Below are 24,609 nucleotides of genomic sequence, written 5' to 3' on the forward strand. Positions count from 1 at the left end.
TCCGTGCCGCCGACCCAGCTGTCCCGCTGCCGTCCCTACGGAGGTCTCATCCATGCGCGCGAAGCGCTCGCTGCTCGGCATCATCGGCGTGGTGGTCTGCATGCTGACGGCCGTCCTCGCCACCGGCCCGGCACAGGCGGCAACCGCCTCCGGCCCTCGTACCGGTGACCACGTTCAGGTCGCGGCCGCCGTCTCCCCGACGATCTCTCCGGCCACCACCGTCAGCTACCGCACTGACGACCAGACGTTCACCTGTGGACCGGGGAACCTCTGCCTCGAGGTGTGGGACCCGACCGTGTCCAAGTGGAAGATCTTCTACCTCTACAACTGCAACCGCTACTACCTGTCCAACTGGTACGGCAGCGGCTACTACCTCAACAAGCAGACGGGGTCGGTCACTTCCTACCTCTACGACGCCAACGGGAACGTGCTGCGCGCCTTCTCCCCGCCGCAGGTGGGTGACCAGGACTGGAACCCCGTCTGGTCCGTCCGCAACTGCTGACCCACGCGTCGGGGCCGGCCCCTCCGAAGGCGGCCGGCCCCGACACGCTCCGCTCCGGCCCCCCGGGGTCCGCACCGGGGGGGCCGGTGCCGTTCGGCCCCGTGGTCAGCACACGGGCAGCGGGTTCGTCTCGCTGGAGATGGACGTGTCCTTCATGTAGCCCCACTCGCCGTTGTCGGCCTCGGTGAACACCCAGCGGTTCGGGTGCGGTCCGCCGACGTAGGGGCCGTCGTCGCGGCGGCAGCGGAACCAGCTCGGATTGGAGTACATGTACCCGACGACGACATCGGCGTGCGGGTATCCGTTGGTCTCCGAGGGCTCGTACACGGCGGCCCCCCGCACGTTGTTGCACCACCACTCGCCGCCGGAGTACCAGCAGCCGGAGGCCGCGGACGAGGACGGCGCGGCCGCCAGCGTCAGGGCCGCGGAGAACGCGGCGGTGGCCAGGGCCGTCAGGGCACGCTTGCGGAACTTCATTGCTCTCCCCGTGTGTTGTCGGTGGTTGCCTACCAGCACGCAGGCAGCGTGTTGGTCTCGCTGCTGACGGCGGTGTCCTTCATCCAGCCCCACTGGCCGTTGTCGGCCTCGGTCCACTCCCAGCGGTAGGGGTGTGGTCCGCCCACGTATTCGTCGGGCAGACCGCCGTCGTAACGGCACTCGAACCAGCTGGGGTTGGAGTACATGTACCCGACGACGCGGCTGGAGTCGGGGTAGAGGCGGGCGAGGTCCTTGTAGCCGTAGACCGGCGCTCCCACGCGGTTGTTGCACCACCAGTGGCCGCCGCTGTACCAGCAGCCGGACGCCGCCGAGGCGCTGGGCGCCGCGGTGGTTCCGAGCGCCAGTGCCAACGCCGTGGCCCCGAACAGGGTGGCAAGGGTCTTCCGTGTACGCATGTGGGGTGACTCCAGGGTGCGTTGCAGAAGTGGATCATGGATGGGCGGCCGATGACGCGGCTCGGCCGTCGCCGGTCACCCGAAGCAGTCGGGGAGCGGGTTCGTCTCGCTGGAGATCGCCGTGTCCTTCATGAAGCCGAGCTGGCCGTTGTCCGCGACCGTCATCTCCCAGCGCGTGGAGTGCGGCCCGCCCACCCATGCCTGGTTGTCCTCCTTGCAGTAGAACCAGCTCGGGTTGGAGTACATGTAGCCGACGACGGTGTTCGGGTCCGGGTAGATGTGGTTGTTGCCGACGGTGCCGTACACCCGCGCACCGGAGACGTTGTTGCACCACCACTTGGTGGAGCCGTCGTTCCAGCACGGGCTCGCTGCGGCCGCGGAGGGCGCGGTAGCCACCGCGACTCCCACGGTGAGCGCCGTGGCCGCCAGCAGGGCGGCCACCCTCCTGGACCTCGTGCCCCTGCCCGCCCGACCTTCCTTGCGCATGTGCTCCTCCTCGGTTTCACAGACTGAGTCCGTCCGTCCGAGTCTGGAGTGGTCGCCGTACTCCGGTCACACCTTTCGACGACGGTCGAAAGGCTCGCCCGGCAGAGGCGATCCGAGGCGATGCGAGGCGATGCGAGGCGATGCGCGATGACCCGCGATGACCCGCGGTGGTCGGCGCTGATCCGCCTCAAGGAGGCCGTGATCGGGGCGGACACGCACCGTGCGGGGGTGGACGCGTGGTGAAATGCGGGGAGTTGGTGGCCCCGGTTCCGACGGGGCCACCAACCCCTCTCGACCTCTCAGCCTCTTTCCGGCCGGGCGGGTCCCGCCGGGATCAGCGGAAGCAGGTGGTCACGAGGACCGTGTCACCCGCACGCACCACCGTCGGGGCGTGCGGCGAAATCGCGACCACCGAGTCCTCCGGCTGCTCGCAGTCGGACATCTTGACCCGGGTGAAGGTGGGCGTGAGGCCGAAATGGACCAGCGCCCCCCGTGCCCTCGACGCGCTCACGCCGGCCAAGTGCTCCTTGGCGACCGTGCCGTCGCCGGTGCGGACGAGCAGCGTGGTGTCGTCGGCGCCGGTGCGGTCGGCGGTGGTCTGCGCCGAGGTGTGCGAACCGCTGCCGACGACGCCGGCGGCCAGGGCGGTGCCCGCGCCGCAGGCCACGACCAGCGCGGTGGCGATGCCCGCGATGGCGGTGGCCCGCTTGCGGCGCGCCCCGCGCTCGATGACGGCCGTGTCGAAGCGCGGCGTCTCGGCGGTTTTCACGAAGTCGTTCATGGCGTTCACCAGTTCCTGTTCGAAGAATGTGCAGCCAGAAGGCCGCGAGTCCAGTGGCCTCATCGGATTCCTTCCGTCGGCTGCTGTGGTGAGGGGGCGGCGAGTGCGGGGAACTGGACTCTGAGCTTGTCGATGCCGCGAGCGAGCTGGGACCGCACGGTGCTCGGTGAGATCTTCAGGTCTGCCGCGATCTCGTCATCCGACAGGTCGTGGAAATACCGCAGCACCACGACCGTCCGCATGCGCGTCGGCAGACCCTGCAGGGCCCGTACCAACTGGTCCCTCGTGTCCACCTGCCCGTACTGGTCCCCAGGGGCGGCACGGTCGCCGCCGTCCTGGTGCGGGACCGTGCGACGGAACCTCCGCCACCGGTCGTTGACCAGGTTCACCATGATCCGCCGCACGTAGGCCTCCGGAGCGTCCTTCGCGGCGATGACACGCCACTTGCGGCAGGCCCGCTCCAGGGTCTCCTGGACCAGGTCCTCCGCGGTCTCACGGTCTCCCGTCAAGACCAGGGCCCCGCGGAACAGCACAGCCGACCGGGCGACGACGAAGTCGTGGAAGTCGTACGCCGACGACTCCGACTCCGCCGGTGCGGGCTCACTGATTCCGACACGGACATCGCGCTCGGTTGCCAGATCCACATCCCCATCCCTTCCTGTCACCCCTCCTCGACGGGGAAGCGGTCTCGTCTGCTGCACGCATGACGTGAGACCTGGGTCACAGCGCCGGCCCCGAACGGCTCGGCGCCCGTGTGGAAGATCTCGATCACGACCGCGAAGGTGAGGAAGTCGAAGACGGAGCTGACGGGCCCGAAGAACAGCATGACGCGACGGATGCTGTCGATCCGGCCCTGGATCCGGTCGAGGACCTGCAACACACGCACCACACCTCGGTCGGACCCGCTGCCGAGGTCGACGTGACCGAACTGGTGCCGGCGGAATACGGAGGACTGGCGGCATCCGGCACACAAGGGATTCTGTCCCCAGAGCTCACGGGGTTCTGTCCGGCCGCTCGGTGCCGAACCCGACAGTCCGGGGAGCCGTGCGCACCGGTGCTCCAGTCGGAGACTCGAGCCGACGGGTGGCGATGTGCACGCCGTCCATCAACCGGCCCCCTGACGCCTCGACCGCGCCCAGGCAGAACCGCACCCACATGTTGAGCTGCGCCTCCTTGGCCACGCGCAGACGCGAGTACAGGAGGTCGACCAGATGGCTTCCGGCACGTGCCCACAGCTCGACTTCGAACTCCAGCGGTGCGCCGTATCCGCCGCGTGCCCGGAAGTGGACCTGCCCAGCCTCCCTGTGGCCGCGCAGGGTCACCAGACAAAGACGGTCCCGGTCGCGGCGGACGACCCGCACGGGCCCGTTCCAGGGGCCCGGAATGACCACCACGAGTTCGTCCGCGAGGCCCAGTCCGCCCACGCGGGCGGGCGGCTGCTGGGAGCGTATGCCCACAACCTCCCTGGGTGCGAAGCGCCCGAAGTCCTCGCAGAGCCGGAGAATGAGTCGTTCGGCATCGACTTGTGCCGAGGCGATGCGCACCATGAAGCGTCGGTGGAGCAGGGGGCCGTAGCCGTTCTCCGAGAGCTGGACCCGGTCGTCAAACGTCTCGGCGGGTACCCGCGGCGGGCAGTCCCGGTCGTCTCCAGGTCGCTCACCTCCGCGGTGGAGGGGAGTCGTGGCCCACAAATAGCGCCACGTGACCAGGATCGTTCCCAGAGCCCATTGTCCGAGGACAGTGAGCGCGCGGGGTTGGTGACAGCGTGACACCGGGGTCTCTTGTACTTTCGGTAGTTTATGCCCGGCAATGCGCATATTTGACCCCTGTCGCCTCCCGCGATCGCGTCTTCGGACGCGTCGACGCAGCTCGCCTTCTGCGGAGGCTCGCGGACGCTCGCGTCAATTACGCCGTCGAGGAGGTGCGGCGCCCGGCCTGGAACATCGACACGTACAGTGCGCCCCTGCCGGCGGAAGGTCCAGGGTTTCCGGATCCGGGCGGAACGTGGGAGCGGGCCTGCCGGTTCGTCCGGGACTACGAGTTCTCGCCTCCGCGAATCGTGCGGGCGGTGTACGACCCGGAGAAGCCCCTCCTCGGCCGGGACATGTTGCTCGAAGCGCGCTTCTACGGCCTGCATTTCTACTGCGGTGTACGCGTCACTGAGGTCGTCGACCGCTGCCGCGGCGATGCCCGAGTCTGGGGATGGGCGTACGAGACTCTCGAAGGACACCTCGAACGTGGAAAGGTGGCCTACGAGGTGGTGAAGCACTGCGACACGGGCGAGGTGTGTTTCGTCGTCTCCTGCTATTCGCAGGGTTCCCCGGCCCTGGGCCGAGTCGTCCGACTCGGTTGGCAGCTCTTCGGGCGGCCGACCCAGTTGCGTTCCTACCGGGAGTGCATCGCGCGCCTGCAACGCTTTGTGGAGAGCGCCCCGCATCAACCCCCGGGGCGGTCGACACGGACGGGGCAACTGGTGTGGGCACCGTCCGACGCCTGGCCGTATCGCCTCGACGCCCTCGCGATTCACTGGGTAGCCCCCGGCTGAGCGCCGATGGCTCCGCCCGCGTCTGCGAAGAACGGCTGCGGTCTCGGACACATGGTTGAGCCGGGCGGGGATACCCCAGTGGTATGCGACGGACAAAGGGACCCGGACAGCAGGCCGAGAGCCCTGCGCCGGACAGGCCCACCGCACTTCCGAAAGGGTCCCTGTGGGCAGTGGTAAAGGGCACGGCCAGGGAATTCCAGAACGATGAACTAGCCGACCGTGCCGCGGCGTTGACGTACTACGGAATCCTGTCGCTCTTCCCGGCGCTGCTGGTTCTGGTGTCGCTGCTCGGTATCGCCGGCAGGTCGGCGACCCAGCAGGTCCTGGACAACGTCGAGAAACTGGCGCCGAGTTCGGCCCGGGACGTCATCACCGACGCGGTTCGTCAGCTTCAGGCGTCCGGCGGCATCGGCTCGATCGTCGCCGTGGCCGGCGTCGTGTTGGCGGTGTGGTCGGCCTCCGGCTACGTCGCGGCGTTCATCCGCAGTGCCAACGTGGTGTACGACATGCCCGAGGGCCGGCCGATGTGGAAGGTGCTGCCGATTCGGGTCGGCGTCACCGTCGTACTGCTGGTCCTGACGGTGGTGAGCGCGTTGATCGTGGTGTTCACCGGTGGTCTGGCCCGCGCCGCCGGTTCGGCGCTGGGGATCGGGGGCTTCGCGCTCAAGGTGTGGTCGATCGCGAAGTGGCCGGGGCTGGTCGTGCTGGTCATGGCCATGGTGGCGATCCTGTACTGGGCGGCGCCGAACGTGAAGGGCCGCGGCTTCCGATGGGTCACTCCTGGCAGTGTGCTGGCCCTGTTGGTCTGGATGATCGCCTCGGCGGGCTTCGCGTTCTACGTGGCGCACTTCGCGTCGTACAACAAGACGTACGGCACGCTCGCCGGGGTGATCGTTTTCCTGATGTGGCTGTGGATCAGCAACATCGCGGTCCTGCTGGGCCTGGAGTTCGACGCGGAGCTGGCCCGCCGGCGTGCCATCGTCGGCGGACTGCCCAGGGGCGAAGAGCCGTACCTCCCGCCGCGTGACACCCGCGCGTGGAGCGCGGAGGAACACCGTCGCCTGGGCTGAAGCGGTCCGCGACGCAGGAGCCGGCTCGGCACATGTGGAGACCGCGCAGGGTCAGCGGCCCTTCACGTGAACCTTGGGGTCGCCCCTCACGCGAATCCCACCGCTCCCCGTCCTTTGCGCGTACCACAGTGATCTCGCACTGCGGATGCCCAGGCCAAGGCCCAGGCATCGCCGCCCGAGGCAGCGGGCGAAACCCTTGCCTGCCACGAAATGTGTCACCCGGGTGATCCGCAGTGGCATGGTCCTACGCCGTGCCGCAAGTCAGCGCCGGGCGACTTCCCTTGTCGGTGGAGCGTTGGACGGATGGTCAACTACGCCCACCGACTCGGCGACGGACGACCGGTGGACGACTGGCCGTGGCACACGTCTTCTCACTCCCGGCGAATGCACGGGACCGGGCGGGGATCAGCCGTGGACACGTGACCCGTCGGGGTCGGAGTCCGCTCGTGCGGGCCAGTTGTCCCGCCGTTCCCGCGCCACTGCCGCGCGACTGCCGATCCGCTCGCCGCCGGAGCCGACGCGTTCTCCGCTCAGAGGCAAGGCAGGGACGACCGGCTTGACAGGGACGGTCAGTTCGGGCTGCGCGGAGCGTGAACCACTCCGGCGCACGAGCCGTCCGTTGGCCTCGGCCTCGTCGTCGGTTTCCCTGCTCTGGTGGTCGAAGAAGCGGAGCATCTCCACGGGGAAGGGCATGACGAGGGTGCTGTTCTTCTCGGCGGAGACGTCCACGACGGTCTGCAGCAGGCGCAGTTGGAGTGCTCCGGGGGTGTCGGCCATGGTCGCGGCGGCGTCGGTCAGCCGCTGGGACGCCTGGAACTCTCCGTCGGCGGCGATGACCCGGGCCCGGCGTTCCCGCTCGGCCTCGGCCTGCTTGGACATGGAGCGCATCATCGACTCCGGAAGGGCGATGTCCTTGATCTCGACGCGTTCGATGCGCAGTCCCCAGGGTTCCTCGGTGGGCGCGTCCATCACCTTCTTGAGTTCCGCGTTGATGTGGTCTCGGTCGGAGAGCAGCGTGTCCAGGTCGGCCCTGCCGATGACCGAGCGGAGCGACGTCTGGGCGATCTGGGAGACGGCGCTGGGGTAGTCGCGGACGTTCACCAGGGCCTTGACGGGGTCGATGACCCTGAAGTAGACGACCGCGTCGACGGTGAGTGTCACGTTGTCGGCGGTGATGGAGCCCTGCGGCGGGATACCCAGGACCTCGGTCTGCACGGACACCTTCCGCATCCGGTCCCCGATCGGCCGGATCACACGCAGGCCCGGCCCGCGGATGTCCGGGAGCAGCCGCCCGAAACGGAACACCACACCCTTCTCGTACTGCTGGACGTTGCGCACGCTCAGGCCGAGCAGGACCAGCCCGACCGCGGCGCAGACCGCCAGCACGGTGATCAGAACACCCATGGTTCTCACATTCCTTCGCGTCGATGGTGTCCCCGAACCAGAGAGGCCCGGGAAGCACACGGCACCGGAGGACCCGGCCCGTTGTAACGTGGTGCGGCGGCCGGGGTCCCGGGCCGCGGGTTGCGCGAATCGCCGAGCGGTGGGCGGTATGTCAATCCGGCCGGGCCCGAGTGATGCCGGTTGCGGCCAGAATTTGCTCGGCCGAGACGGCGCCGTCGTCCTGCACCGCCATGGCCATGGCGGCGCGTGCGGGCGCGGGAGCCGTCCCCGGAGGGATCACCAGGAACAGGAAGTGGTCCTGGTTTCCACGGGTGACGATCATCGTGCTGTCGTCGGTGGCGGACCAATCGATACGGACCGGATGCCCCTCGACGACCAGGCGGCTCGGTGCGCTGTCCCACCCGCCGGCGTCGATGCCGACGCGGGCGATGGGTCCCAGCCGGGCGGTCAACGCGACGAGCAGTCCGTCAAGCTGGCTCTCAGGGTCGCGCGTTCTCGGCCACCAGGCGCCGTCGAATGTCCCCGTGCGACGGGCGGTCGTCTCCATCCGCAGGACCGCGGTGCCGGGGAGCACCGGCTCACCGCTGGTATCTGCCAGAAGCCTGACGGGTCGCGTAGCGAGCATGGCGACTCACTTCCCTTGTGCCCGAGTCCGCCGCCATGGCCGGAGCCGTCCGCGTCCCCCGTCGCGGTGGTCGCCGATACCGTTCGTTCCGGCACGACCGCCAGCCTTCTGCTGGGCTGATGGCGCAGGTTCCAGGACAGCGGCCTGGGCGCGGCCGCAGGGGAAATCGCGGATGCGGTCGTCGTGCCGGTCGTTGAGCAGATGGATCAGGAGCACGCCCACGGCCACCATCACCAGGACCACGATCACGGTCACGGTCACGGTCACGAAGGTTTCCACGGCCCTCACATCCCCCGCACCGGATGTGCTGTCGGAAGGGCTACTGGCTTGATGCCGGGTACCGGAGCGGTGACGGCCGGCATCCGCGGGCTGCGATCGGAGCGCACTCCCCGTGTCCGCCTTCGGCCGTCTTCGGCATCCCAGACGGACTGTATGCCCGGGTCGGTCTCTGTCACGGTGCGCAGGCGCGCCGTCTCCTCCATCAGTCGGCCTGTGGTCGACGTGCGCAATAGGTCGTTCGCGGCGGCCATCAGCGAGGCGGCTGAGGCCAGAGTCGCCTCCGGACCAGGGCAGCGGGGCCACCAGGCGCCATGCAGGAGTGCCGGTGTCGAGCCGGTGGAAGTCGACGACATGGGGAGAGGGGGAGCGGCGGGCGGGTGTCCGAGTATCGGCGGGTACGAAACGGTCGCAGTCATGACGCGAACCCTGCTCCGGACCGGTCGGAATCGGTCCGGCGTGAGCAATCGCCGAAAATGACACCGGCATGGAGGCCGGTGCGCGGAATACCCTCGGTAACTCCAGGTTACTCCTCCGGCTTGCCGTACGGACTTCGCCCGGCGGTTGCGGTCGGTTGCCTGGGCCGACCCGTCCGCCGACCGCAGTGCGGACCGTCGCGGAACAACCTCCGCACCGACAACTCGATCAGTACCGGACGGCCGCCCACAGCCACGTCGGCCAACGTGCGGCCTTAGCGACTGCGCACCCGCGCAGACCCCGGCCCGCGGTTCGGGCACGCGACCGCCGACTCGGCGGTGTGATACGCGTGTGGTGTCCGACGCGGTCTTGCGTCACTGGGCTATCTGCTGAAGGAGGCGTCGAGCGCGCTCCGCGTGGCCATGGAGGAGGTGCTGCGGCCGCTCGGGATGAGCGTGACGCACTACTCCTGCCTGGAACTGCTGGCTCAGCGGCCGGGCTTGTCGAACTCCGAACTCGCGCGAGGCGCGTTCGTGACCCGGCAGTCGATGAACGTCCTGCTCCAGGCGCTGGAACGGGACGGCTACGTGACCAGGCCCGCGCAGGCTCCCGTCGGGAAGGTCCTTCCCACGCGGCTCACCCCTCGCGGCCGACGGAGCCTGGCGAGCGCGACCGTGGCCGTCCGGTCCGTCGAGGTCAGAATGCTGGCCGGCATGACGGAGACCGAGCGGTCAGACGCGTTCCGCCTCCTGCGGAACATGATCGACTCTCTGCGCGACGGCGACGAAGAGGAGCGAGCCCGAGGGAGGCGCCGCGATGTCCGGGCACTCCGGGCCCGGAGCCGCCGGCGAACAGCACGGCGTCGTCGAGAGGACGTCCGGCGGCCCGGCCTATGGCGGCGCGGGCAGGGGCGCGCCCTTAAGTGTCAGGGGGTGAGGAGCATCTGGCCGAAGTGCAGGTTCAGGGCCTGGATGCGCCAGCCGTCGGCGGTGCGTGTGTAGCGCAGGTCCTCACTCTGGTGGACTTCATTGGGGTGGCCGTCGTCGGCGACGGCCACCCACAGGAGCCAGTTGCCGGTGGCGGTGTCTCCGTCGACCTCGATGATCGGGTTGGTGAAGCTGTGCATGGCGAAGGTGCCGCCGGCGGTGCGCTCGCGGAGCATCTCGACGATGGCGTCGATTCCGTGGGCGTCGACGTTCATCGCGGCTGAGGTCCAGGTGGCGTCTGCGGTGAAGACGCTCGCCAGCTTGTCGAATGCGACCTCCTTGCCCAGCCAGCCCTTGTTGACGTGGTCGGAGTAGGTGGCGGTGAGCTTCTTGATGTCCTCGATGTCCTCCAGGCGCTGAATGCGCTGTTCGAGGGTGGTGTAGTCGTTCATCGTGCTGTCCTCTGTCGTGTGGTGGAGGTGGGTCCGGCGCGGGTCTGGCGGATGCGGGGCGGGGTCAGATCCAGGCCGGGGCGTGGGCCTCGTTGATACGGGCTCCGCGGGCACCGTTCGGCAGGATCTCCCTGATGCGGCCGATTTCCGTCGCGGTGAGCCGAAGGTCCGGCGCGGCGGCGTTCTGTGCCACGCGTTCGGGGTTGCGGCTGCCGGGGATCGGGACGATGTGCTCTCCCTGGGCCAGCAGCCATGCCAGCGCCAGTTGTGAGACCGTGGTGTCCCTGGCCGCGGCCAGTTCGGCCAGCTGCTCCACGGCGTCGAGGTTCGTCTCGAAGTTGCCGGGCTGCCACCAGGGGTAGACGCCGGCTTCCGCGTGCCGGCTGTCGGTGGTGTCGTACCGGTCGGCGCGCTTCACCGCGCCGGTGAGGAAACCACGGGCGAGCGGTGAGTAGGCCACCAGGCCGATGCCGAGTTCGTCGAGCGTGGGGAACAGCGCCTCGACCTCCCGCGCGAACAGCGAGTACTCGGTCTGCAGCACCGAGACGGGGTGGACGGCGTGCGCCCGGCGCAGGGTCTGCGGGCCGGCTTCGCTCAGACCGAGGTACCTGACCTTGCCGGCGTCGACGAACTCCTTCATCGTGCCGACGACGTCCTCGATGGGGACGGCGGGGTCGACCCGGTGCTGGTAGAGCACATCGATGTGGTCCATCCCGAGGTGGCGCAGGCTGTTGTCGACGACCTCGCGGATGTGTTCCGGACGGCTGTCGAATCCGTACTCGCGGGTGAAGCCGAACTTGGTCGCGATGACGACATCGTCGCGGAAGCCCTTGACCGCTGCGCCGAGCACCTTCTCGTTCTCGCCCCAGCCGTAGAGCTCCGCGGTGTCGAAGAAGGTCACGCCCAGGTCGTAGGCGTGGCGGATGGCGGTGGCGCCCGCGGTGGCGTCGGCCGGTCCGTAGGCCGAACTGATGCCCATGGATCCGTAACCGATGGCGGAGACCGTGAGGCCCTGACCGCCGAGTGTGCGCTGGTGCATCTGTCTCTCCTGGATAGCGCTGCCTGCTGATTGCCTTGTCACTGTATGACGAAGGTGTCAGTGACTGTCAACTGTGGCAATGTATGATGCGTCCATGGGGTTGAGAGAGCAAGCGCGGGAAGCCATTCGCGGGGCCATCGCGGAACACGCGCTGGCTCTTTTCGACGCCAAGGGCTTCGACGAGACGACGGTCGAGGACATCGCCGTCGCTGCCGGTATCTCCAGCCGCAGCTTCTTCCGCTACTTCCCGACCAAAGAGGACGCCGTCATCGTCGACCCGGCGGGCCCTGGCCTCCTCGTGCGGGACGCGCTGGCCGCCCGGCCCGCCGACGAGGTGCCCTGGCAGGCCATGCGGGCCGCCCTTCAGCCGATCGTCGACATCGCCGACGCCGACCCCGAACGCACCCTGCGTGCCATGCGGGTGATCATCGCCACCGCGTCCCTGCGTGCGCGCAATCTCGAAAAGCACATCGTCTGGGCGGAGATGATCACGCCCGTCATGGCCGCACGCCTTGCCGCGCCCCGTGGCGGCGACGTTCCCGCGCAGGCGGTCATCGTGGCCGGGCTGTCCTGTCTCGACGTCGCCTTCGCGGGCTGGATCGCCGACGACGGTGCCGGCAGCTTCGGTGACCTCCTCGACCTGGCCTTTGCGAGCGTTGGCGGCTGATCCTGCGTGCCGCCGGGGTCACCGCCGGCCGGATCCCTCGCACCGGATCCCGCTGGAATCAATGACCAAGGCTGTCGAGACGCGTGGGCCTTCCGTCCGTAATGCTGTTGGGCACCTGTCCCCGGACGGATCTACGACCTGCAGGAGTTTCAGTGCGCCTCTCTTGGACTGTGGCGGGAGCCTTCGTCGTCGGTGGTGCTGCGAGCCTTGCGCTCGCGGCGTTCGTCTACCCGGGCACCCTGGGCGCCGGCGCTGCCTCGACCTCGCACGACACCGTCATCGCCCAGACGCAGTGGGGTCCGCTCACCGAGTCGGACCGGGACTTCGTCGTCAAGGTCCGCGCGGCTGGGCTGTGGGAATACCCGGTCGGGCAGATGGGATTGCAGAAGGGCACTTCCAAGGCGGTCGTCATCGCGAGTCAACACCTCGTCGACGGACACTCCGCACTGGACACGACCTGCCGCAAGATCGCACCCATGCTGAACATCACGCTGCCCAACGTCGCGAGCCCCCAGCAGCAGGGGTTCGTGTTCACGCTGACAGCCGACAACGGCGAGCAGTTCGACACGGACTTCGCCAACATCCTGCGGATGACCCACGGATCGATCTTCAACACGGTGGCGAAGATCCGCTCCACCACCAAGAACACGCTGGTTCGCGCCCTGGCGGACCAGGCCAACGACACCGTGCTCGATCACATCACGGTCATGGAGAAGACCGGCCTGGTCGACTTCGAGCAGACCCTCGCGAAGCAGACCACCCCGCCTACGCTGCCCGCGTCCGACCTGACCCCGCCTCCTCCGGCCTTCGGCCAGCCGACGGTCGTCCTCGCCCCGCCGCCCAGCGCCACGTCCACTCCGGTGAACATCGACGCGATCTCCGCAGGCGGCGCGGCTCCCGGTTCCGTCCTGCCGACCGGCTGAGGGCCTGCGTTCAGGAGATCCGCCATCCTGTCGGCCAGGCCAGGCCAGGCCAGGCCAGGCCAGACCAGACCAGACCCAGAGGCGCAGGGCCTCGGCGATCCGCCGGGCTGTCCTATCCCTGTCGCTGGGCCAAACTCCTTGGTTCCGGACGCAGTTCGCGCCCGGCACCACGACGAGGGGCCTTCCCACGGCCGGGTCGGCCGCTACGTCGAGGACCGCACGACGAGGTCCGCGACGACACGTTCGACACGGCAGGACGCGCGGCCGTCCATCTGCTGAAGGAGAAGCCGGGCCGCGCTTTCGCCCACTTGCCGGGCGGGGTAGCTGATCGTGGTCAGTCGTGGTCGCACGAGCGAAGCGAAGTCGATGTCGTCGTGGCCGATGACAGCGATGTCTGCGGGTATCTCCACCCCCGCCTGCTCGGCACCGTCCATGACACCGACAGCGGTGACGTCGTTGACGCACATCACGGCATCCGGCCTGAGGCGCGCGGCCATCAGGCGCTCGAAGCCGAGCACTCCGGCTCGGCGGGTGTGCTCCCCGGGGATGACCAGGTCCTCGGGAATGCTCAGTCCCGCCGCTGCGGCCGCGTCTTTGATGCGTTCCAGGCGAGGGTCACCGCCGGTCGCGTCCTCGGGGCCGGCGATCACACCGACGCGCCGCCGTCCCGAGGCGGCCAGCAGGGCCAGCGCCCGCTGCACCGCGGCGGTGGAGTCCGGCATGACGAGATCGACATCACTGAACTCGACGTCGGCACTGACCACAGCGGGGACACCCGCCCGCCGCAGATCCTTGAACGCGTCCCGGTCGAGCCGGAACGGTGTCATGACGACGCCCGCGAACCGCTGGCCGACGACCTCGCGCAGCAGATCCTCCTCGGTTTCCCGGCGGGCGGCGGTGTTGCTGACGACCACGTGGTAGCCGCGCGCCCGCAGTTGGTCCTGCAGCGCGCCGGCCAGGTGCGCGTAGAACGGGTTGGCGATGTCCGGGACGATGAGGGCGACGAGGGTGGACCGTCCGGTGCGGAGGCTGCGTGCCACCGGGTTCAGGGTGAAACCGAGCCGCCTGACGGCCTCTTCGACAGCATGCCGTGTCTCTTCGGCAACTGGACGCTTGCCGCTCAGGACGTAGGAGACGGTCGCCGAAGAGACCCCGGCCGCACGGGCGACGTCGGTCATGGTCACTCGGCGCCGCATCGACCCTCCCGCCTGCATCCGTCGCCTCTCGCTGTCCGGCCCCCGGTCGCGACTGGAGAACGCGGCACCGCATCGCACGTGACGGCTGCCACTGTATGCGGTCAGCGCCGTCGTCACCGCCGTCGGTTCCCTCGGTGAGCGGTCCGACGCCAGGAATGTGCGCGCAGTCCGCTCCTCGCCGACTCCATCTGATCCCCGGAAGGCGAATGCGGATGACCCGCCTGGTCCGGAGAATGCTCGGAGTACGTTTTCAGCCCGTAGCCGAGTAGGGCTGATATGAGTGCGCGTCCGGGAAGGTGATAAAGGGCCTCCAGTTCACGCACCGCGCCTTCGCATCGCCTGCACCTGCTTCGGTGATCGGAGAATTCCGGGCTTATGTCGAGTTGGGACCGCCGTGCTGCGGTGTCCATGATGCGTACGTATCCGCGACATTCAGGACTTGCGTCGTCGATCTCCAGGTAGGCCTGCAGATAGTTGCGGCCCAGCGTGAGCAAGGCGTGATCATAGTGGTACGCGAACTCCTCCACGGTCGTTCCCGCGTGCAGGCAGGCCACCTCGGCGCTGCTGCCTTCGACCTCGATGTACCAGAGCAGTTCTTGCTCGTGTTGAGGTGTGCGACGCAGGGCTCGGAGCATGACGTTGCGACGCGCCCATCCAGGAACGGCGAGAGCCGGATCGACTCCGCGGCTCGTCAGCCACCGGACGAAGTCGGGGTGCAGGCGGTGTCCGCGCTCGTCGCCAGCCCACTCCGCGGCGAGTTCCTGAATCAAAATCAGCATGCTGTGCCGGACGGCCCGTGGTCTGAAACGGCCTGCGGTCGCGGCCGTCTCCGTGATCGAAATCGCCTGCCATGCGAGCTGGTTGGCATAGCGTTCTTCGGGCGCACACTGCCAGGCATGACGAAAGAGTGACGGCATATGGCGGCCGCGAAAGAGCTGTACCGTCTCGTGTGCGGGTGGTTCCGTGCGGGCCAGTTGAGCAATCAGCTCGGCGTCGGAGAACGGAAGTTGACTTTCCCGGCCACGCGGGTGGTTGTTCTGTCCGGACATGAACACCCCTGACGAATCGTGAGGAGGTCGGCAACGTCGAACGCGCGGCCCGCGGCTCCGGTCAAAGTGCCTAAAAAAACTATGACAGGAAGCCTCGCGCTGATTCGGGAGGATAGCGATTTCCGCGCTCGGATCCATACCGCTGCGCGCGGAGCAGGCATCTCCTGGCGGAAGTCTCGAACACGCAGAGGAACACGCTCGGTTGCCCTGCGCCGGTGCACGGGCGACCTGCGTGTCGAAGCGCTTCACGCGGTTTCACCTTTGCGTGCGAGGTCTGGTCTCCCGCCGTGTGCCCGGCGTCGAATGCGGGGTCACGGCTCCCGGACATCACTTACTGTGACGGTTCGTCAGATCGGAGTGCACGACTCGGCCGGCTGCGCTCCTCTCGTAGCGTAATCGATTACGTCATCGGCGACAGCCTTGACGGATCTGTGTCCGAGCTATCTATGCACGTCAGTCGGCTGCGTTGCCCCCGAGGGGAACGTGGCCGTCCCGCTGACGCCGAACCGCCTGTCGAATGCGCTCTCTGGCCAGTTCCTTCAGGGAGGCCGGCGCGTCGACCTGAAGGGTGTGCCTGGTGGAGGCGACGGGTTCCGCATGGCGACCGTCTTGTGACCAGTCGGTCATGACGCCGGCGGATCACAGGCCGGACGGCGCGCGACGCGCTCTCAACGGGTGCGTGGACCCTCGCCAACAGGCATGCCAGTCAGACTCGTTGACATGTGACAGAGGACGCTCCACCATGACCGGGCGGTCACATGACCGTCCGGTCATAGGAGGTGTGCCCGTGCCCACGCCCACCTGGACCCGGCTGTCGCCGGCCCGCCGTGAGCGCGTCCTTGTCGCCGCGATGGACGAGTTCGGCACCCACGGCTACTCCACCGGCAGCCTGAACGTGATCGCCCGTGAGGCCGGTGTCGCCAAGGGCTCACTGTTCCAGTACTTCTCGGGCAAACTCGACCTCTTCACCTACGTCGCCGAGCAGACCTCGCTGCGCGTCTACACACACATGCGACCCTGGCTCGAGGGCTACGACGGGACCGGCGACTTCTGCACCCACCTCGTCGACGCGCTGGAGGCCTGGCTCGACTATTTCGCACGCCGGCCGCTGGAGCGCGGCGTGGCCGCCGCCACCAACATGGAGATGGACCCGGCGGTCCGGGACGCGGTCCGCGTGCCGGTGAACGCCGTCTACCTGGCGGGTCTCCGTCCTCTGCTGGACCGGGCCGTCGCCGTCGGAGACCTGCGCAAGGACGCCGATCTCGATGCTCTGCTGGCGATCCTTCTGGTTCTCCTGCCGCATCTCGCGCTGGTCTCGCACGTCGCCGCGCCGGACCACCCCCTTCCGCTGAGCGGAATTCCTCCCGAGGACCGGCGCGAGCATCTCGAACGTCTCATCACGCCGCTGCTCGCCGACTTCAGAAGAGGAGACGAGCGATGAGTGACTTCGACCACGACTTCCTCGTCATCGACGGCTCCCCTCCTCTCCACCGGCCTTTGCGTCACTTCCTCGCTCACCATCACCGCCGTGCGCCTCCAGTCCCCCACGGAACGGACGCGATACCAAGAACTCCTGACCGCCGTCCTGACCCGTGACGGTGCACGCCCCCGTGTCCGCGTCACCGGCATCTGGGTCGACAGCGAGGTCTCCATGGCCGGCGGTCGCGCCCTGTGGGGCATTCCCAAGGAGATGGCGACCTTCGAGGTTCACCGCGCGCGGCTCACCTCTTTCGCTGCCCGAACGGACGAGGGGGAACTCGCCGCCGGACGGAACGCCGTGCGGAGGCACCTGCCCGGACGCCGGCTCATGGCCTACAAGCTCGCCCAGACAGCGGACGGCCGGATCAAGACCAGTCCGGTCCGCAGCAGCGCCGCCCTGCGACTGGCGGATGCCGAGTGGACGGCACCGGCCGGCTCGGTGCGCTCGGCCGTCGAACCCCCCTGATCAGCCTCACCCTGCGGGACTTCACCCTGCGCTTCGGGCACTGAGCGGTCCTCGCGGCGCTCACCTCCGACCGCACACCCGGACGGCACGGAGACGTACCACCGGACATCACTGTTTCGTCCCCACAGAAAAGGTGATCTCGTGTTCCGTACAATCCTGCGGTCCTTGACCGCGGTGCTGCTGACCGCCACAGCCGCCATGACCCTCTCGCCGGCGGCTCACGCATCGCAGCCGGCCGTCCAGGTGCGGGCGACCGACCCCTCCTCCACGGGGTCGTATCCCGTCGCCTACACCGACGTCACCGTGTCGGCCTCGGGCCGCTCCTACAGCGCGCGGGTCTGGTACCCCGGCACGACCGCGGGGGCGAACGCGCCGGTCGCGGCCGGTGCCCACCCGGGCCTCGCGTTCGGTCACGGCTTCTTCCAGGCCATCACCCAGTACGAGACCCTGCTCAAGCACTACGCGTCCTGGGGCGTCATCACCGTCGCCCCGAAGTCCCAGGGCGGCCTGTTCCCGAGCCACTCGGCCTTCGCCGACGACCTGAACGCCGCACTCACCTGGCTCACCAGCCAGAACAGCACGACCGGGTCGAGGTTCGCGGGCGCGGTGAACACCAGCCGTCTCGCCGTGTCCGGGCACTCGATGGGCGGGGGAGCGGCATTGCTCGCCGCGAGCCGCAACCCGGCCGTCAAGTCCGTCTCCACCCTGGCGGCCGCGGAGACCAACCCCTCGGCCGTCACCGCGTCAGGCACGCTGACCATGCCCGTCCAATACCTCGGCGGCAGCGCGGACACCGTCGCCGGTGTCGCCGCCAACCAGCAGAAGATGTACGACGCCAAGCCGTCCGCGGCCCAACTCCGCGTCATCACCGGAGGGTTCCACTGCGGATTCGAGGACAGCTCGGGCATCGGCTGTGACAGCGGGACCATCACACGCGCCGCGCAGCAGAAACTCACCGACGGCATCACGACTGCCTGGCTGTTGTACACACTGGGCGTCGACACCACGCTGTACGACCAGGTGTGGGGTTCCGCGGCCCAGAATCTCGACGGTGTGGTGTACTCCGCGAAGCCATGAGCACCGTGGGCTGAGCGCCCCGTAGCGCGGGCGGCCCACGGAAAGCCCCGTGGGCCGCCCGCGTGGTCATCGGGCCCGTCCGAGCGGCTCTTGGTGCGCGGGCGGCCGAAGGAGGGCCGGCAGGACGACGGCTGTGATGTAGGAGGCGAGTGTCTCTGGTGCCGGCGCCTGGTCGTGGAAGAGGTCGTGGACGATCACGGCTCCGAAGAGCATGGTCGGCACGAAGGCGAGAGCCGGACAGTTCTGATCGACCTCGCCCCGGTCGACGGCGTGCTGGACCATCCGGCGCAGAGCCGCGGTCGGCGGCGCGAGGAGATTCCTGTGCACCGCCTGGAGCAGAGCGGGGTCCGCCCGTGCCGCTACGGCCACGCTCCGTAGCAGGGCCGATCGCCGGTAGACCGTGTCGTCGCTTTCCAGCGCGGTCAAGGCCCGCAGGTCGCCGAGCAGGGAACCGGTGTCGATGGTGTGGATCTCGTCGGGCATTTCGTGCCGGATGGCGCTGACGACCAGGTCGGGCTTGCCGCTCCATCGGCGGTACAGGGTGGCTTTGCTGCACCGGGTGTGTGCGGCGAGTTTGTCCAGGGTGAGGGCCTCGTATCCGCCGTCCTGGATGACGCGCAGGACCACCGCGTAGATCTCCGCCTCGCGTTCGGGGGTCATGCGCCGGCGGTGCGGTGGCGCTGGGTTCGTCATGATGGTGGCCTCCAGCACGTCCGGCGGCAGTCGATCACTCGTCGCGCGCAATGCGGTCATCTGCCGGGTGATCCCACGGCCGGCTCGTCCTCGCCTCAGGAGCCGTGGGATGTCAGGCGAAGCGGGGGAAGAGCCGTGTGGCGTTGGTGCGTTCGACGGCGGCGAGTTCCCCGGGGGTGAAGCCGTCGAAGCCGGTGAGGTTCTCGATGTTGTCGTCGACGACGGCGACGGGGGCGGCGGGCCAGTCCGTACCGAAGAGCACGTGGTCGGCGCCGGTGACCTCCAGAGTCGGCAGCAGTGAGGTGCGGCTGCCGGCCAGCGCGGTCTCGTAGTACAGGCTCCGCAGCGCCTCGGACACGTGGCCCGCGTCGATCGCCGCGTCCTGGGGCGCACGTCCTGTCGCGCTGTGCGCGGCGATCCGCCAGCCGAGGGTGGGCAGCGCCCCGCCGGCGTGGGCGAGGATGAGCGTGAGACCCGGGTGGCGCCGGAAGGCACCCCGGTAGACGGCATTGACGATGTTGCGGGCGGTGTCCAGCGGGAACTCGACGACGGATGCCACCCGGCCCATCCCGAGCACGTCGATGTGCGGGCAGCTCTCGGGGTGGACGAGGACCGGGGTCCGCCGGCGGGCCAGCTCGGCGAGGACCGGTTCGAAGAACGGCTCGCCGAAGTACTGACCCTTCGCGTTGGAGGGCAGTACGACACCGTCGAGGCCGAGCGTGTCGAGGGCGTACGTGATCTCCTTCACCGCGTCGTCCGGCGCGTCGAGCGGGAGCGAGGCGAAGGCGCCGAAACGGTCGGGGCGAGCCCGTACGACGTCGGCGAGCTCCTCGTTGATGTCCCGGGCGAGCCGGACGGCGAGGCCCGGTTCTTCCATGCCGGCCAGGACCGACGGGAACGACAGCACCTGGGCGGCGATTTCGCGCTCGTCCATGAATCCGAGCGCACCGGCCACCGTCCACGGCGCGATGCGGAACCCGCCGGGGAAGACGGTCTTCTCCATGAGGCGGGCCACGGTTCCGCCCATGTAGTGCGTATGTACATCGATTCGGTCGCGGCTCATGCGATCGGCTCCTCGAACGGCGTCTTCTTCGTATCTGTGCGGTCCTGCCTGCACACCCGGACACGAATACGGCCAGTGCCCCGGATCGCGCCAGCGCCGGTTCCGTCCTCCGGAACGCGGGCCGGTCCGCCAGGGGGCGCGGTCCCCGTGTCCGGAGGCCGGGTGACAGCCGGGCCAACCGCGTGAATCCTCCGGGTGGCCTCGACCAGGCCGTCGGTAGTACGGTACTAGAGCGCTCCTTCTAGTGCGAGCGTTCTAGTACGGGAGGCCCCATGGACAGCGCCTTTTCCCCTCAGGCGGAGACGGACGCGGGCGCCGCATACTCGCTGGGGCCGACGGCGGGAGACGGCGAGCCGCTGGGTGGCGCCTCCTCATCGATCCTGTGGAAGGCGTTCGCCATCCTGGGCGTCTTCGACCGGGACCGTAATCTGCTGACCCTGAGCGAGATCAGCCGTCGCAGCGGCTTGCCCAAGTCGACCGCGCACCGCGTGGTCAAGATGCTGGTGGAACTCGGTGCGCTGGCCAGGGGAGGGGAGGACTACCGGCTGGGCCCGCTGATGTTCTCGTTCGGCAGCCGTTCGGGGGAGATCGTGCTGCGGGAGGTGGCGATGCCCCACCTGGTGCAGGCCGCCACCCGGACCGGTCACCTCGTCCAGCTCGGCGTGCTGCGCGGCCGCGACGTCCTGTACCTCGCCAAGGTGGGCGGCCGTGGATCGCTGAACCCGGTACCGGTCGGCGACCGGCTGGAGGCGCACATGACAGCGCTGGGCAAGGCCATCCTCGCGTTCTCCGACGAGCGGACGGTTGCCACGGTTCTCGACGGCCCGCTGGCACGGCGCACCCCCGCCACCGTCACCGACCGGCAGGCTCTCAGCGGCGCGCTGTCGCAGGCACTCGCCCGCCGTGTGGCGACCGACCGCCAGGAGGCCGTGCCCGGCCTGCACTGCCTGGCCGTCCCCATCGTCACCCGGGGCCGGGCCGCGGCGGCGATCTCCGTGTGTTTCCCCGCGTCCGTCGGCGCCGGTGAGCAGTTCGTCCCCGTCCTCCAGGAGACCTCGGCGCGGATTGCCCGTGCCCTGCTGCAGACCGACGCGCTCGAAGCCCGAGTGTCATGATCCGCGTAGACTCTCCAGCATGAGCATGATCGACAAGGGTGAGGTCGGTGCGGACCCGACGCCGGTCGACGGCCCCTCGTCCCGCGAGGCGATCCTGGACGCCGCGGAGCGGCTCATGGCCCACCACGGCTACGCGGACACCTCGATCTCCGCGATCTGCAAGGCGTCCGGACTGCCCGTGGGCTCGCTCTACCACCACTTCGGCAACAAGAGCGGCATCTTCGCGGCGGTGCTGGAGCGAGGCAACGGACGGTTCTACGGCGGGCTGGACGCCATGGTGGAAGCGACGGCGGGCCCGGAGGAGCGTCTCCGGCAGTACTTCGACCTCGCTCCCGAACTCCTGATGAACAACGTCGCGTACTTCAAGATCCTGCACAGCTCGCTCACCGGCGGCGACCCCGGCGTACTGGAACGGCTGGAGGAGAACAACGAGACCGTGGCCCGGCGGCTGGCCGCTGTCATCGAACCGGTGGTGCGTGCGGCGGGCGTCGCCGACGCGGCCGGTCTCGCGTTCCGGCTCGCCCGCTTCTCCGCCGTCTACGCCGCAGGAGCGATGCTCACCGCGGGGTACGTCCGAGAGCGCCTGATCGCGGAAATGGCGCCGCTGCACGGCGTCGTCCGCGCCATGATCACCGCGGCGGCGACGGCCGAGCACCCGAAGGGCTGAACCGGCCCGCGCCCCGGCTCGGCCCCGGGGTCGCTGTCGCGCCGGCGCCCCCCAGGAGATGTTGCCGTTCCGCTCGACGGAACGAATGCTGCGTCCGGCCGGAGTCATTGCCTAAACCGGAGGCGAACGCATCCGCACGCCCACGTTTCTCCGGGAGGCTCCCATGCCGCTGCCCTTCAACCCCGTCACGCTCCCGGGACGCCGCTCATGACGCCGGAGATCGAGAAAGCGGCCGACGTCCTGCTCGCGGCCGAACGCTCCGCGACACCGTGCCCGCCCGTCCGCGACCTCCTGAGAGAGGGCGGTGCCGTGTCCGCCTACTCCGTTCAGCGGCTGAACATCGCGCGCAAGCTGGTGGGGGACCGCCGTGTCGTCGGCCGGAAGATCGGTCTGACATCGCCCGCGGTCCAGCGCCAACTCGGCGTGGGCCAACCGGACTTCGGCACCCTCCTGTCGGACATGGCGGTGGCCGACGGCGGCACGGTCGGCCACCGCCGGTTGCTGCAGCCGAAGGTGGAGGCCGAGGTCGCCCTCGTCCTCGGCGCCGACCTGCCGCACGTCGAGCCGACCGTGGCCGACGTGCTCAGGGCCGTCGACTTCGCCCTGCCCGCCCTGGAGATCGTCGACAGCCGCATCGCCGAATGGGACATCACCTTCGCCGACACCGTCGCGGACAACGCCTCATCGGGGCTCTTCGTCCTCGGCGGCGCCCCGGTGCCGCTGACCGCCGTCGATCTCAGGTCGGTGCGGATGACCTTGCTGAGCGACGGCACCAAGGTCTCCGAGGGATCGGGCGCGGACTGCCTCGGGGGTCCGCTGAACGCCGCGGTGTGGCTGGCGGCCACCCTCGCGCGGCTCGGCGATCCCCTGCGCGCCGGAGACATAGTGCTCACGGGTGCGCTGGGCCCCATGGCCGTCGCGCAGCCGGGACGGACGTTCGAAGCCCGGATCTCCGGCCTGGGATCCGTGCGGGTCGCCTTCGCGGCCGACGACGCGGACGAAACCGCCCAGGGCTGATCCAGCACGGCGAAGCGGACGAGAGCGGACCGGCAAGCGGCTGAGCCGGTCCGCATCGAGTCCGCGCACTCCCGCGCACGATCCCCTCGTGCCGGAGCGGCATGACAGAAGTGCCTCTCGCACCTACGGCACGCGGTCCGCCCACGCACGCCTCCGGACTGCGCACAGTTGCCCATGGCCCGCGCTCCGCCCGCATGATCGCCGTTCCGGCCAACGGCACGATCGGTGCCCAGCGTCCGCCGCGTGAGCTGTCATGAGAACGGGCTGCCCCTGTGTCGGCGCCGACCCTCCGGGTCGCCTCTTCGACCGGACGGGCGGCATCCGCCCACCGCGGCCCCGGACGGGCGCCGGGCCGCCCCGGACACCGTCCAGAACCGCCGCGAAGCATCACAGTGACCTCGGAAGGACACGTCATGGCCACTGCCCCCCTCCCTCGAACCGACCGGACGGAAGCACGCCGCACACGCCGGTGCCCGGCCACCGCGACGCCCACTCGCCGCACTGAGGAGGCCCGATGAGCGTCAGGAGCGCCGGCGGCGTGCCGGACCGGATCGTCGTGGTCGGCGCCGGAGTGGCCGGCATCGCCGCCGTGGAACACCTCAGATCACTCGGGCACAGCGGGAAGATCACCTTGATCGACGCGGGCGAACAGCCCTACGACCGGCCGCCGCTGAGCAAGGCGTTCCTGCTGGGCGAGGCCGACGTCGAGCAGATCCGGCTCGTCCCCGAGACCTGGTTCGACGACAACGACGTCGAACTGCGCGCCCGACGCTCGGCGGTCCGGCTGCGTCCGGCCGAGGGCTCGGTGGAACTCGATGACGGCTCGCACGCGCCCGCCGACGCGGTGCTGCTGGCCACCGGTGGCATCGCCCGGCGCCTCCCGGTCCCCGGCGGGGACCTGCCCGGGGTGCGCGTCCTGCGTACGGTCGACGACGCCCGCGCTCTGCGCGAAGCCCTGGTGCCCGGCGCCCGTGCCGTCGTGATCGGCGGCGGCCTGATCGGCGCCGAGGTCGCCTCCAGCGCCGTGGCCCTGGGCTGTGAGGTCACCTTGATCGAGCCGGTCGTACCTCCCCTGGAGCCCGCCGTCGGAACGGAGATCGCCACCCTCCTGCACCGTCAGCACACCCAGGCCGGGATCCGCTTGGTCACGGACACCGTGGCCCGTATCGAGGAGGACCGGGGCCACCTCCTCGTCGCCACCGGTGCGGGCCAGGAGTACGCCGCGGACGTCGTGGTCACCGGCATCGGCATGACGGTGCCCGGCGACCTGGCCCGCAGCGCCGGTCTCGACACCGCGGACGGAGTGATCGTCGACCGCTTCCACCGAACGTCCCACCCTGCCGTCTTCGCCGCCGGTGACACCGCCCGGATCCGCCGGCCGGACGGCACCCTGCACCGCCGCGAACACTGGCAGGCGGCGCGGCAGGACGGACGGACCGCGGCGGCCGCCATGCTCGGGCAGCCGCTGCCGGCCACCGATCCGGACTGGTTCTGGAGCGACCGCCACGGCGTGCACGTGGAAGGCGTGGGAGACCTCCGCACCGGTGGCCGACGCGTCCTGCGCGGTGCACCGGACAGCCTCCCCCTGGCCGTGTTCGACCTCGCCGACGACGGACGCCTGCTCGGCGCCGCCGCCGTCGACGACCCCCGCGCCATCGCCGCCGCCCGCCGGCTGATCAGCGCGGGTGCCGTGCCGGATCCCGACCTGCTGGCCGACACGTCCGTCAACCCTCGCGCGTGGCTTCGCCGGTGAACCCCACACCGTCGGTCCACCGCCTCTC

General features: G+C 69.4%; 28 protein-coding genes and 1 pseudogene. 13 read left to right on the forward strand and 16 right to left on the reverse strand.

Annotation, left to right across the window (positions count from 1 at the left end; translation table 11 throughout):
* Positions 1–52 precede the first annotated feature (52 nt).
* A complete protein-coding gene (locus ACFY3I_RS34065) occupies positions 53–502 on the forward strand; it encodes a hypothetical protein (protein WP_390864855.1) in 450 nt (149 codons plus the stop codon).
* A gap of 105 nt (positions 503–607) precedes the next feature.
* Here the strand turns inward: ACFY3I_RS34065 and ACFY3I_RS34070 are convergent, their stop codons facing one another.
* The 7 genes from ACFY3I_RS34070 to ACFY3I_RS34100 form a co-directional block, all read right to left on the reverse strand.
* On the reverse strand, positions 608–979 hold the full coding sequence (locus ACFY3I_RS34070) for a hypothetical protein (protein ID WP_390864856.1): 372 nt from the start codon (positions 977–979) through the stop codon (positions 608–610).
* Positions 980–1,008: 29 nt separating this feature from the next.
* The gene (locus ACFY3I_RS34075) at positions 1,009–1,395 is read right to left on the reverse strand and encodes a hypothetical protein (protein WP_390864857.1); all 387 of its coding nucleotides are present in this window, start codon (positions 1,393–1,395) and stop codon (positions 1,009–1,011) included.
* 75 nt (positions 1,396–1,470) lie between these two features.
* Complete coding sequence (locus tag ACFY3I_RS34080) at positions 1,471–1,881, reverse strand: hypothetical protein (RefSeq protein ID WP_390864858.1); 411 nt, start codon at positions 1,879–1,881, stop codon at positions 1,471–1,473.
* Positions 1,882–2,215: 334 nt separating this feature from the next.
* A complete protein-coding gene (locus ACFY3I_RS34085; protein WP_390864859.1) occupies positions 2,216–2,662 on the reverse strand; it encodes a hypothetical protein in 447 nt (148 codons plus the stop codon).
* A 59-nt stretch (positions 2,663–2,721) separates the two neighbouring features.
* Positions 2,722–3,270 (reverse strand): SigE family RNA polymerase sigma factor, encoded by a 549-nt coding sequence (locus ACFY3I_RS34090; RefSeq protein ID WP_390864926.1) that lies wholly within the window; start codon positions 3,268–3,270, stop codon positions 2,722–2,724.
* A 53-nt stretch (positions 3,271–3,323) separates the two neighbouring features.
* Entirely contained in the window at positions 3,324–3,548 is a 225-nt protein-coding gene (locus ACFY3I_RS34095; protein WP_390864860.1) for a hypothetical protein, read from the reverse strand.
* A gap of 106 nt (positions 3,549–3,654) precedes the next feature.
* A complete protein-coding gene (locus ACFY3I_RS34100) occupies positions 3,655–4,119 on the reverse strand; it encodes a hypothetical protein (protein ID WP_390864861.1) in 465 nt (154 codons plus the stop codon).
* 362 nt (positions 4,120–4,481) lie between these two features.
* Here ACFY3I_RS34100 and ACFY3I_RS34105 point away from each other — a divergent pair, with 362 nt between their 5' ends.
* Positions 4,482–5,207, forward strand: a complete 726-nt coding sequence (locus ACFY3I_RS34105) for a DUF1990 family protein (RefSeq protein ID WP_390864862.1) — start codon at positions 4,482–4,484, stop codon at positions 5,205–5,207.
* Positions 5,208–5,290: 83 nt separating this feature from the next.
* On the forward strand, positions 5,291–6,277 hold the full coding sequence (locus tag ACFY3I_RS34110; protein ID WP_390864864.1) for a YihY/virulence factor BrkB family protein: 987 nt from the start codon (positions 5,291–5,293) through the stop codon (positions 6,275–6,277).
* A 405-nt stretch (positions 6,278–6,682) separates the two neighbouring features.
* Here the strand turns inward: ACFY3I_RS34110 and ACFY3I_RS34115 are convergent, their stop codons facing one another.
* The 3 genes from ACFY3I_RS34115 to ACFY3I_RS34125 all read right to left on the reverse strand — a co-directional run bounded on the left by ACFY3I_RS34115 (position 6,683) and on the right by ACFY3I_RS34125 (position 8,585).
* Positions 6,683–7,681, reverse strand: a complete 999-nt coding sequence (locus tag ACFY3I_RS34115) for a slipin family protein (RefSeq protein ID WP_390864865.1) — start codon at positions 7,679–7,681, stop codon at positions 6,683–6,685.
* Between the two features lie 151 nt (positions 7,682–7,832).
* Positions 7,833–8,228, reverse strand: coding sequence for a DUF5994 family protein (locus ACFY3I_RS34120; RefSeq protein WP_390864866.1), 396 nt, complete (start codon positions 8,226–8,228; stop codon positions 7,833–7,835).
* 84 nt (positions 8,229–8,312) lie between these two features.
* Complete coding sequence (locus ACFY3I_RS34125; protein ID WP_390864867.1) at positions 8,313–8,585, reverse strand: hypothetical protein; 273 nt, start codon at positions 8,583–8,585, stop codon at positions 8,313–8,315.
* A gap of 791 nt (positions 8,586–9,376) precedes the next feature.
* On the opposite strand from ACFY3I_RS34125, the pseudogene ACFY3I_RS34130 reads away from it, so the two are divergent.
* A pseudogene (locus ACFY3I_RS34130) lies at positions 9,377–9,787 on the forward strand (MarR family winged helix-turn-helix transcriptional regulator); the annotation flags it as partial.
* Positions 9,788–9,924: 137 nt separating this feature from the next.
* Here ACFY3I_RS34130 and ACFY3I_RS34135 read toward each other — a convergent pair.
* Together ACFY3I_RS34135 and ACFY3I_RS34140 are read right to left on the reverse strand one after the other, a co-directional pair.
* Positions 9,925–10,377 (reverse strand): nuclear transport factor 2 family protein, encoded by a 453-nt coding sequence (locus ACFY3I_RS34135; protein WP_390864868.1) that lies wholly within the window; start codon positions 10,375–10,377, stop codon positions 9,925–9,927.
* 64 nt (positions 10,378–10,441) lie between these two features.
* Positions 10,442–11,416, reverse strand: a complete 975-nt coding sequence (locus ACFY3I_RS34140; protein WP_390864869.1) for an aldo/keto reductase — start codon at positions 11,414–11,416, stop codon at positions 10,442–10,444.
* A 94-nt stretch (positions 11,417–11,510) separates the two neighbouring features.
* Between ACFY3I_RS34140 and ACFY3I_RS34145 the strand changes: the two genes are divergently transcribed.
* Both ACFY3I_RS34145 and ACFY3I_RS34150 read left to right on the forward strand, forming a co-directional pair.
* Complete coding sequence (locus ACFY3I_RS34145; protein ID WP_351328743.1) at positions 11,511–12,083, forward strand: TetR family transcriptional regulator; 573 nt, start codon at positions 11,511–11,513, stop codon at positions 12,081–12,083.
* Between the two features lie 152 nt (positions 12,084–12,235).
* Positions 12,236–13,006 carry a DUF4142 domain-containing protein gene (locus ACFY3I_RS34150; RefSeq protein WP_390864870.1) on the forward strand — a complete coding sequence of 257 codons (771 nt, stop codon included), beginning with the start codon at positions 12,236–12,238 and terminating at the stop codon, positions 13,004–13,006.
* Positions 13,007–13,209: 203 nt separating this feature from the next.
* Here the strand turns inward: ACFY3I_RS34150 and ACFY3I_RS34155 are convergent, their stop codons facing one another.
* Both ACFY3I_RS34155 and ACFY3I_RS34160 read right to left on the reverse strand, forming a co-directional pair.
* Positions 13,210–14,202 (reverse strand): LacI family DNA-binding transcriptional regulator, encoded by a 993-nt coding sequence (locus tag ACFY3I_RS34155; RefSeq protein WP_390864871.1) that lies wholly within the window; start codon positions 14,200–14,202, stop codon positions 13,210–13,212.
* A gap of 113 nt (positions 14,203–14,315) precedes the next feature.
* The gene (locus ACFY3I_RS34160) at positions 14,316–15,251 is read right to left on the reverse strand and encodes a hypothetical protein (protein WP_390864872.1); all 936 of its coding nucleotides are present in this window, start codon (positions 15,249–15,251) and stop codon (positions 14,316–14,318) included.
* Positions 15,252–16,038: 787 nt separating this feature from the next.
* Here ACFY3I_RS34160 and ACFY3I_RS34165 point away from each other — a divergent pair.
* The 3 genes from ACFY3I_RS34165 to ACFY3I_RS34175 all read left to right on the forward strand — a co-directional run bounded on the left by ACFY3I_RS34165 (position 16,039) and on the right by ACFY3I_RS34175 (position 18,273).
* On the forward strand, positions 16,039–16,692 hold the full coding sequence (locus tag ACFY3I_RS34165) for a TetR/AcrR family transcriptional regulator (protein WP_390864873.1): 654 nt from the start codon (positions 16,039–16,041) through the stop codon (positions 16,690–16,692).
* The gene (locus ACFY3I_RS34170; protein ID WP_390864874.1) at positions 16,693–17,196 is read left to right on the forward strand and encodes an acetoacetate decarboxylase family protein; all 504 of its coding nucleotides are present in this window, start codon (positions 16,693–16,695) and stop codon (positions 17,194–17,196) included. It begins immediately after the preceding gene.
* A 141-nt stretch (positions 17,197–17,337) separates the two neighbouring features.
* Positions 17,338–18,273 carry an alpha/beta hydrolase family protein gene (locus ACFY3I_RS34175; RefSeq protein WP_390864875.1) on the forward strand — a complete coding sequence of 312 codons (936 nt, stop codon included), beginning with the start codon at positions 17,338–17,340 and terminating at the stop codon, positions 18,271–18,273.
* Between the two features lie 66 nt (positions 18,274–18,339).
* Here ACFY3I_RS34175 and ACFY3I_RS34180 read toward each other — a convergent pair whose 3' ends face one another.
* Both ACFY3I_RS34180 and ACFY3I_RS34185 read right to left on the reverse strand, forming a co-directional pair.
* Positions 18,340–19,026, reverse strand: a complete 687-nt coding sequence (locus ACFY3I_RS34180; protein WP_390864876.1) for a TetR/AcrR family transcriptional regulator — start codon at positions 19,024–19,026, stop codon at positions 18,340–18,342.
* Positions 19,027–19,078: 52 nt separating this feature from the next.
* Positions 19,079–20,029: an amidohydrolase family protein gene (locus ACFY3I_RS34185; protein ID WP_390864877.1), complete on the reverse strand. Its 951-nt coding sequence runs from the start codon at positions 20,027–20,029 to the stop codon at positions 19,079–19,081.
* 272 nt (positions 20,030–20,301) lie between these two features.
* On the opposite strand from ACFY3I_RS34185, the gene ACFY3I_RS34190 reads away from it, so the two are divergent.
* The 4 genes from ACFY3I_RS34190 to ACFY3I_RS34205 all read left to right on the forward strand — a co-directional run bounded on the left by ACFY3I_RS34190 (position 20,302) and on the right by ACFY3I_RS34205 (position 24,581).
* Positions 20,302–21,144, forward strand: a complete 843-nt coding sequence (locus tag ACFY3I_RS34190; RefSeq protein WP_390864878.1) for an IclR family transcriptional regulator — start codon at positions 20,302–20,304, stop codon at positions 21,142–21,144.
* 19 nt (positions 21,145–21,163) lie between these two features.
* On the forward strand, positions 21,164–21,811 hold the full coding sequence (locus ACFY3I_RS34195) for a TetR/AcrR family transcriptional regulator (RefSeq protein ID WP_390864879.1): 648 nt from the start codon (positions 21,164–21,166) through the stop codon (positions 21,809–21,811).
* 207 nt (positions 21,812–22,018) lie between these two features.
* The gene (locus ACFY3I_RS34200; RefSeq protein ID WP_390864880.1) at positions 22,019–22,828 is read left to right on the forward strand and encodes a 2-keto-4-pentenoate hydratase; all 810 of its coding nucleotides are present in this window, start codon (positions 22,019–22,021) and stop codon (positions 22,826–22,828) included.
* Positions 22,829–23,342: 514 nt separating this feature from the next.
* Positions 23,343–24,581 (forward strand): NAD(P)/FAD-dependent oxidoreductase, encoded by a 1,239-nt coding sequence (locus ACFY3I_RS34205; protein WP_390864881.1) that lies wholly within the window; start codon positions 23,343–23,345, stop codon positions 24,579–24,581.
* Positions 24,582–24,609: the final 28 nt, after the last annotated feature.

It is taken from the genome of Streptomyces sp. NPDC001068 (assembly GCF_042897315.1).
GTDB lineage: Bacteria > Actinomycetota > Actinomycetes > Streptomycetales > Streptomycetaceae > Streptomyces.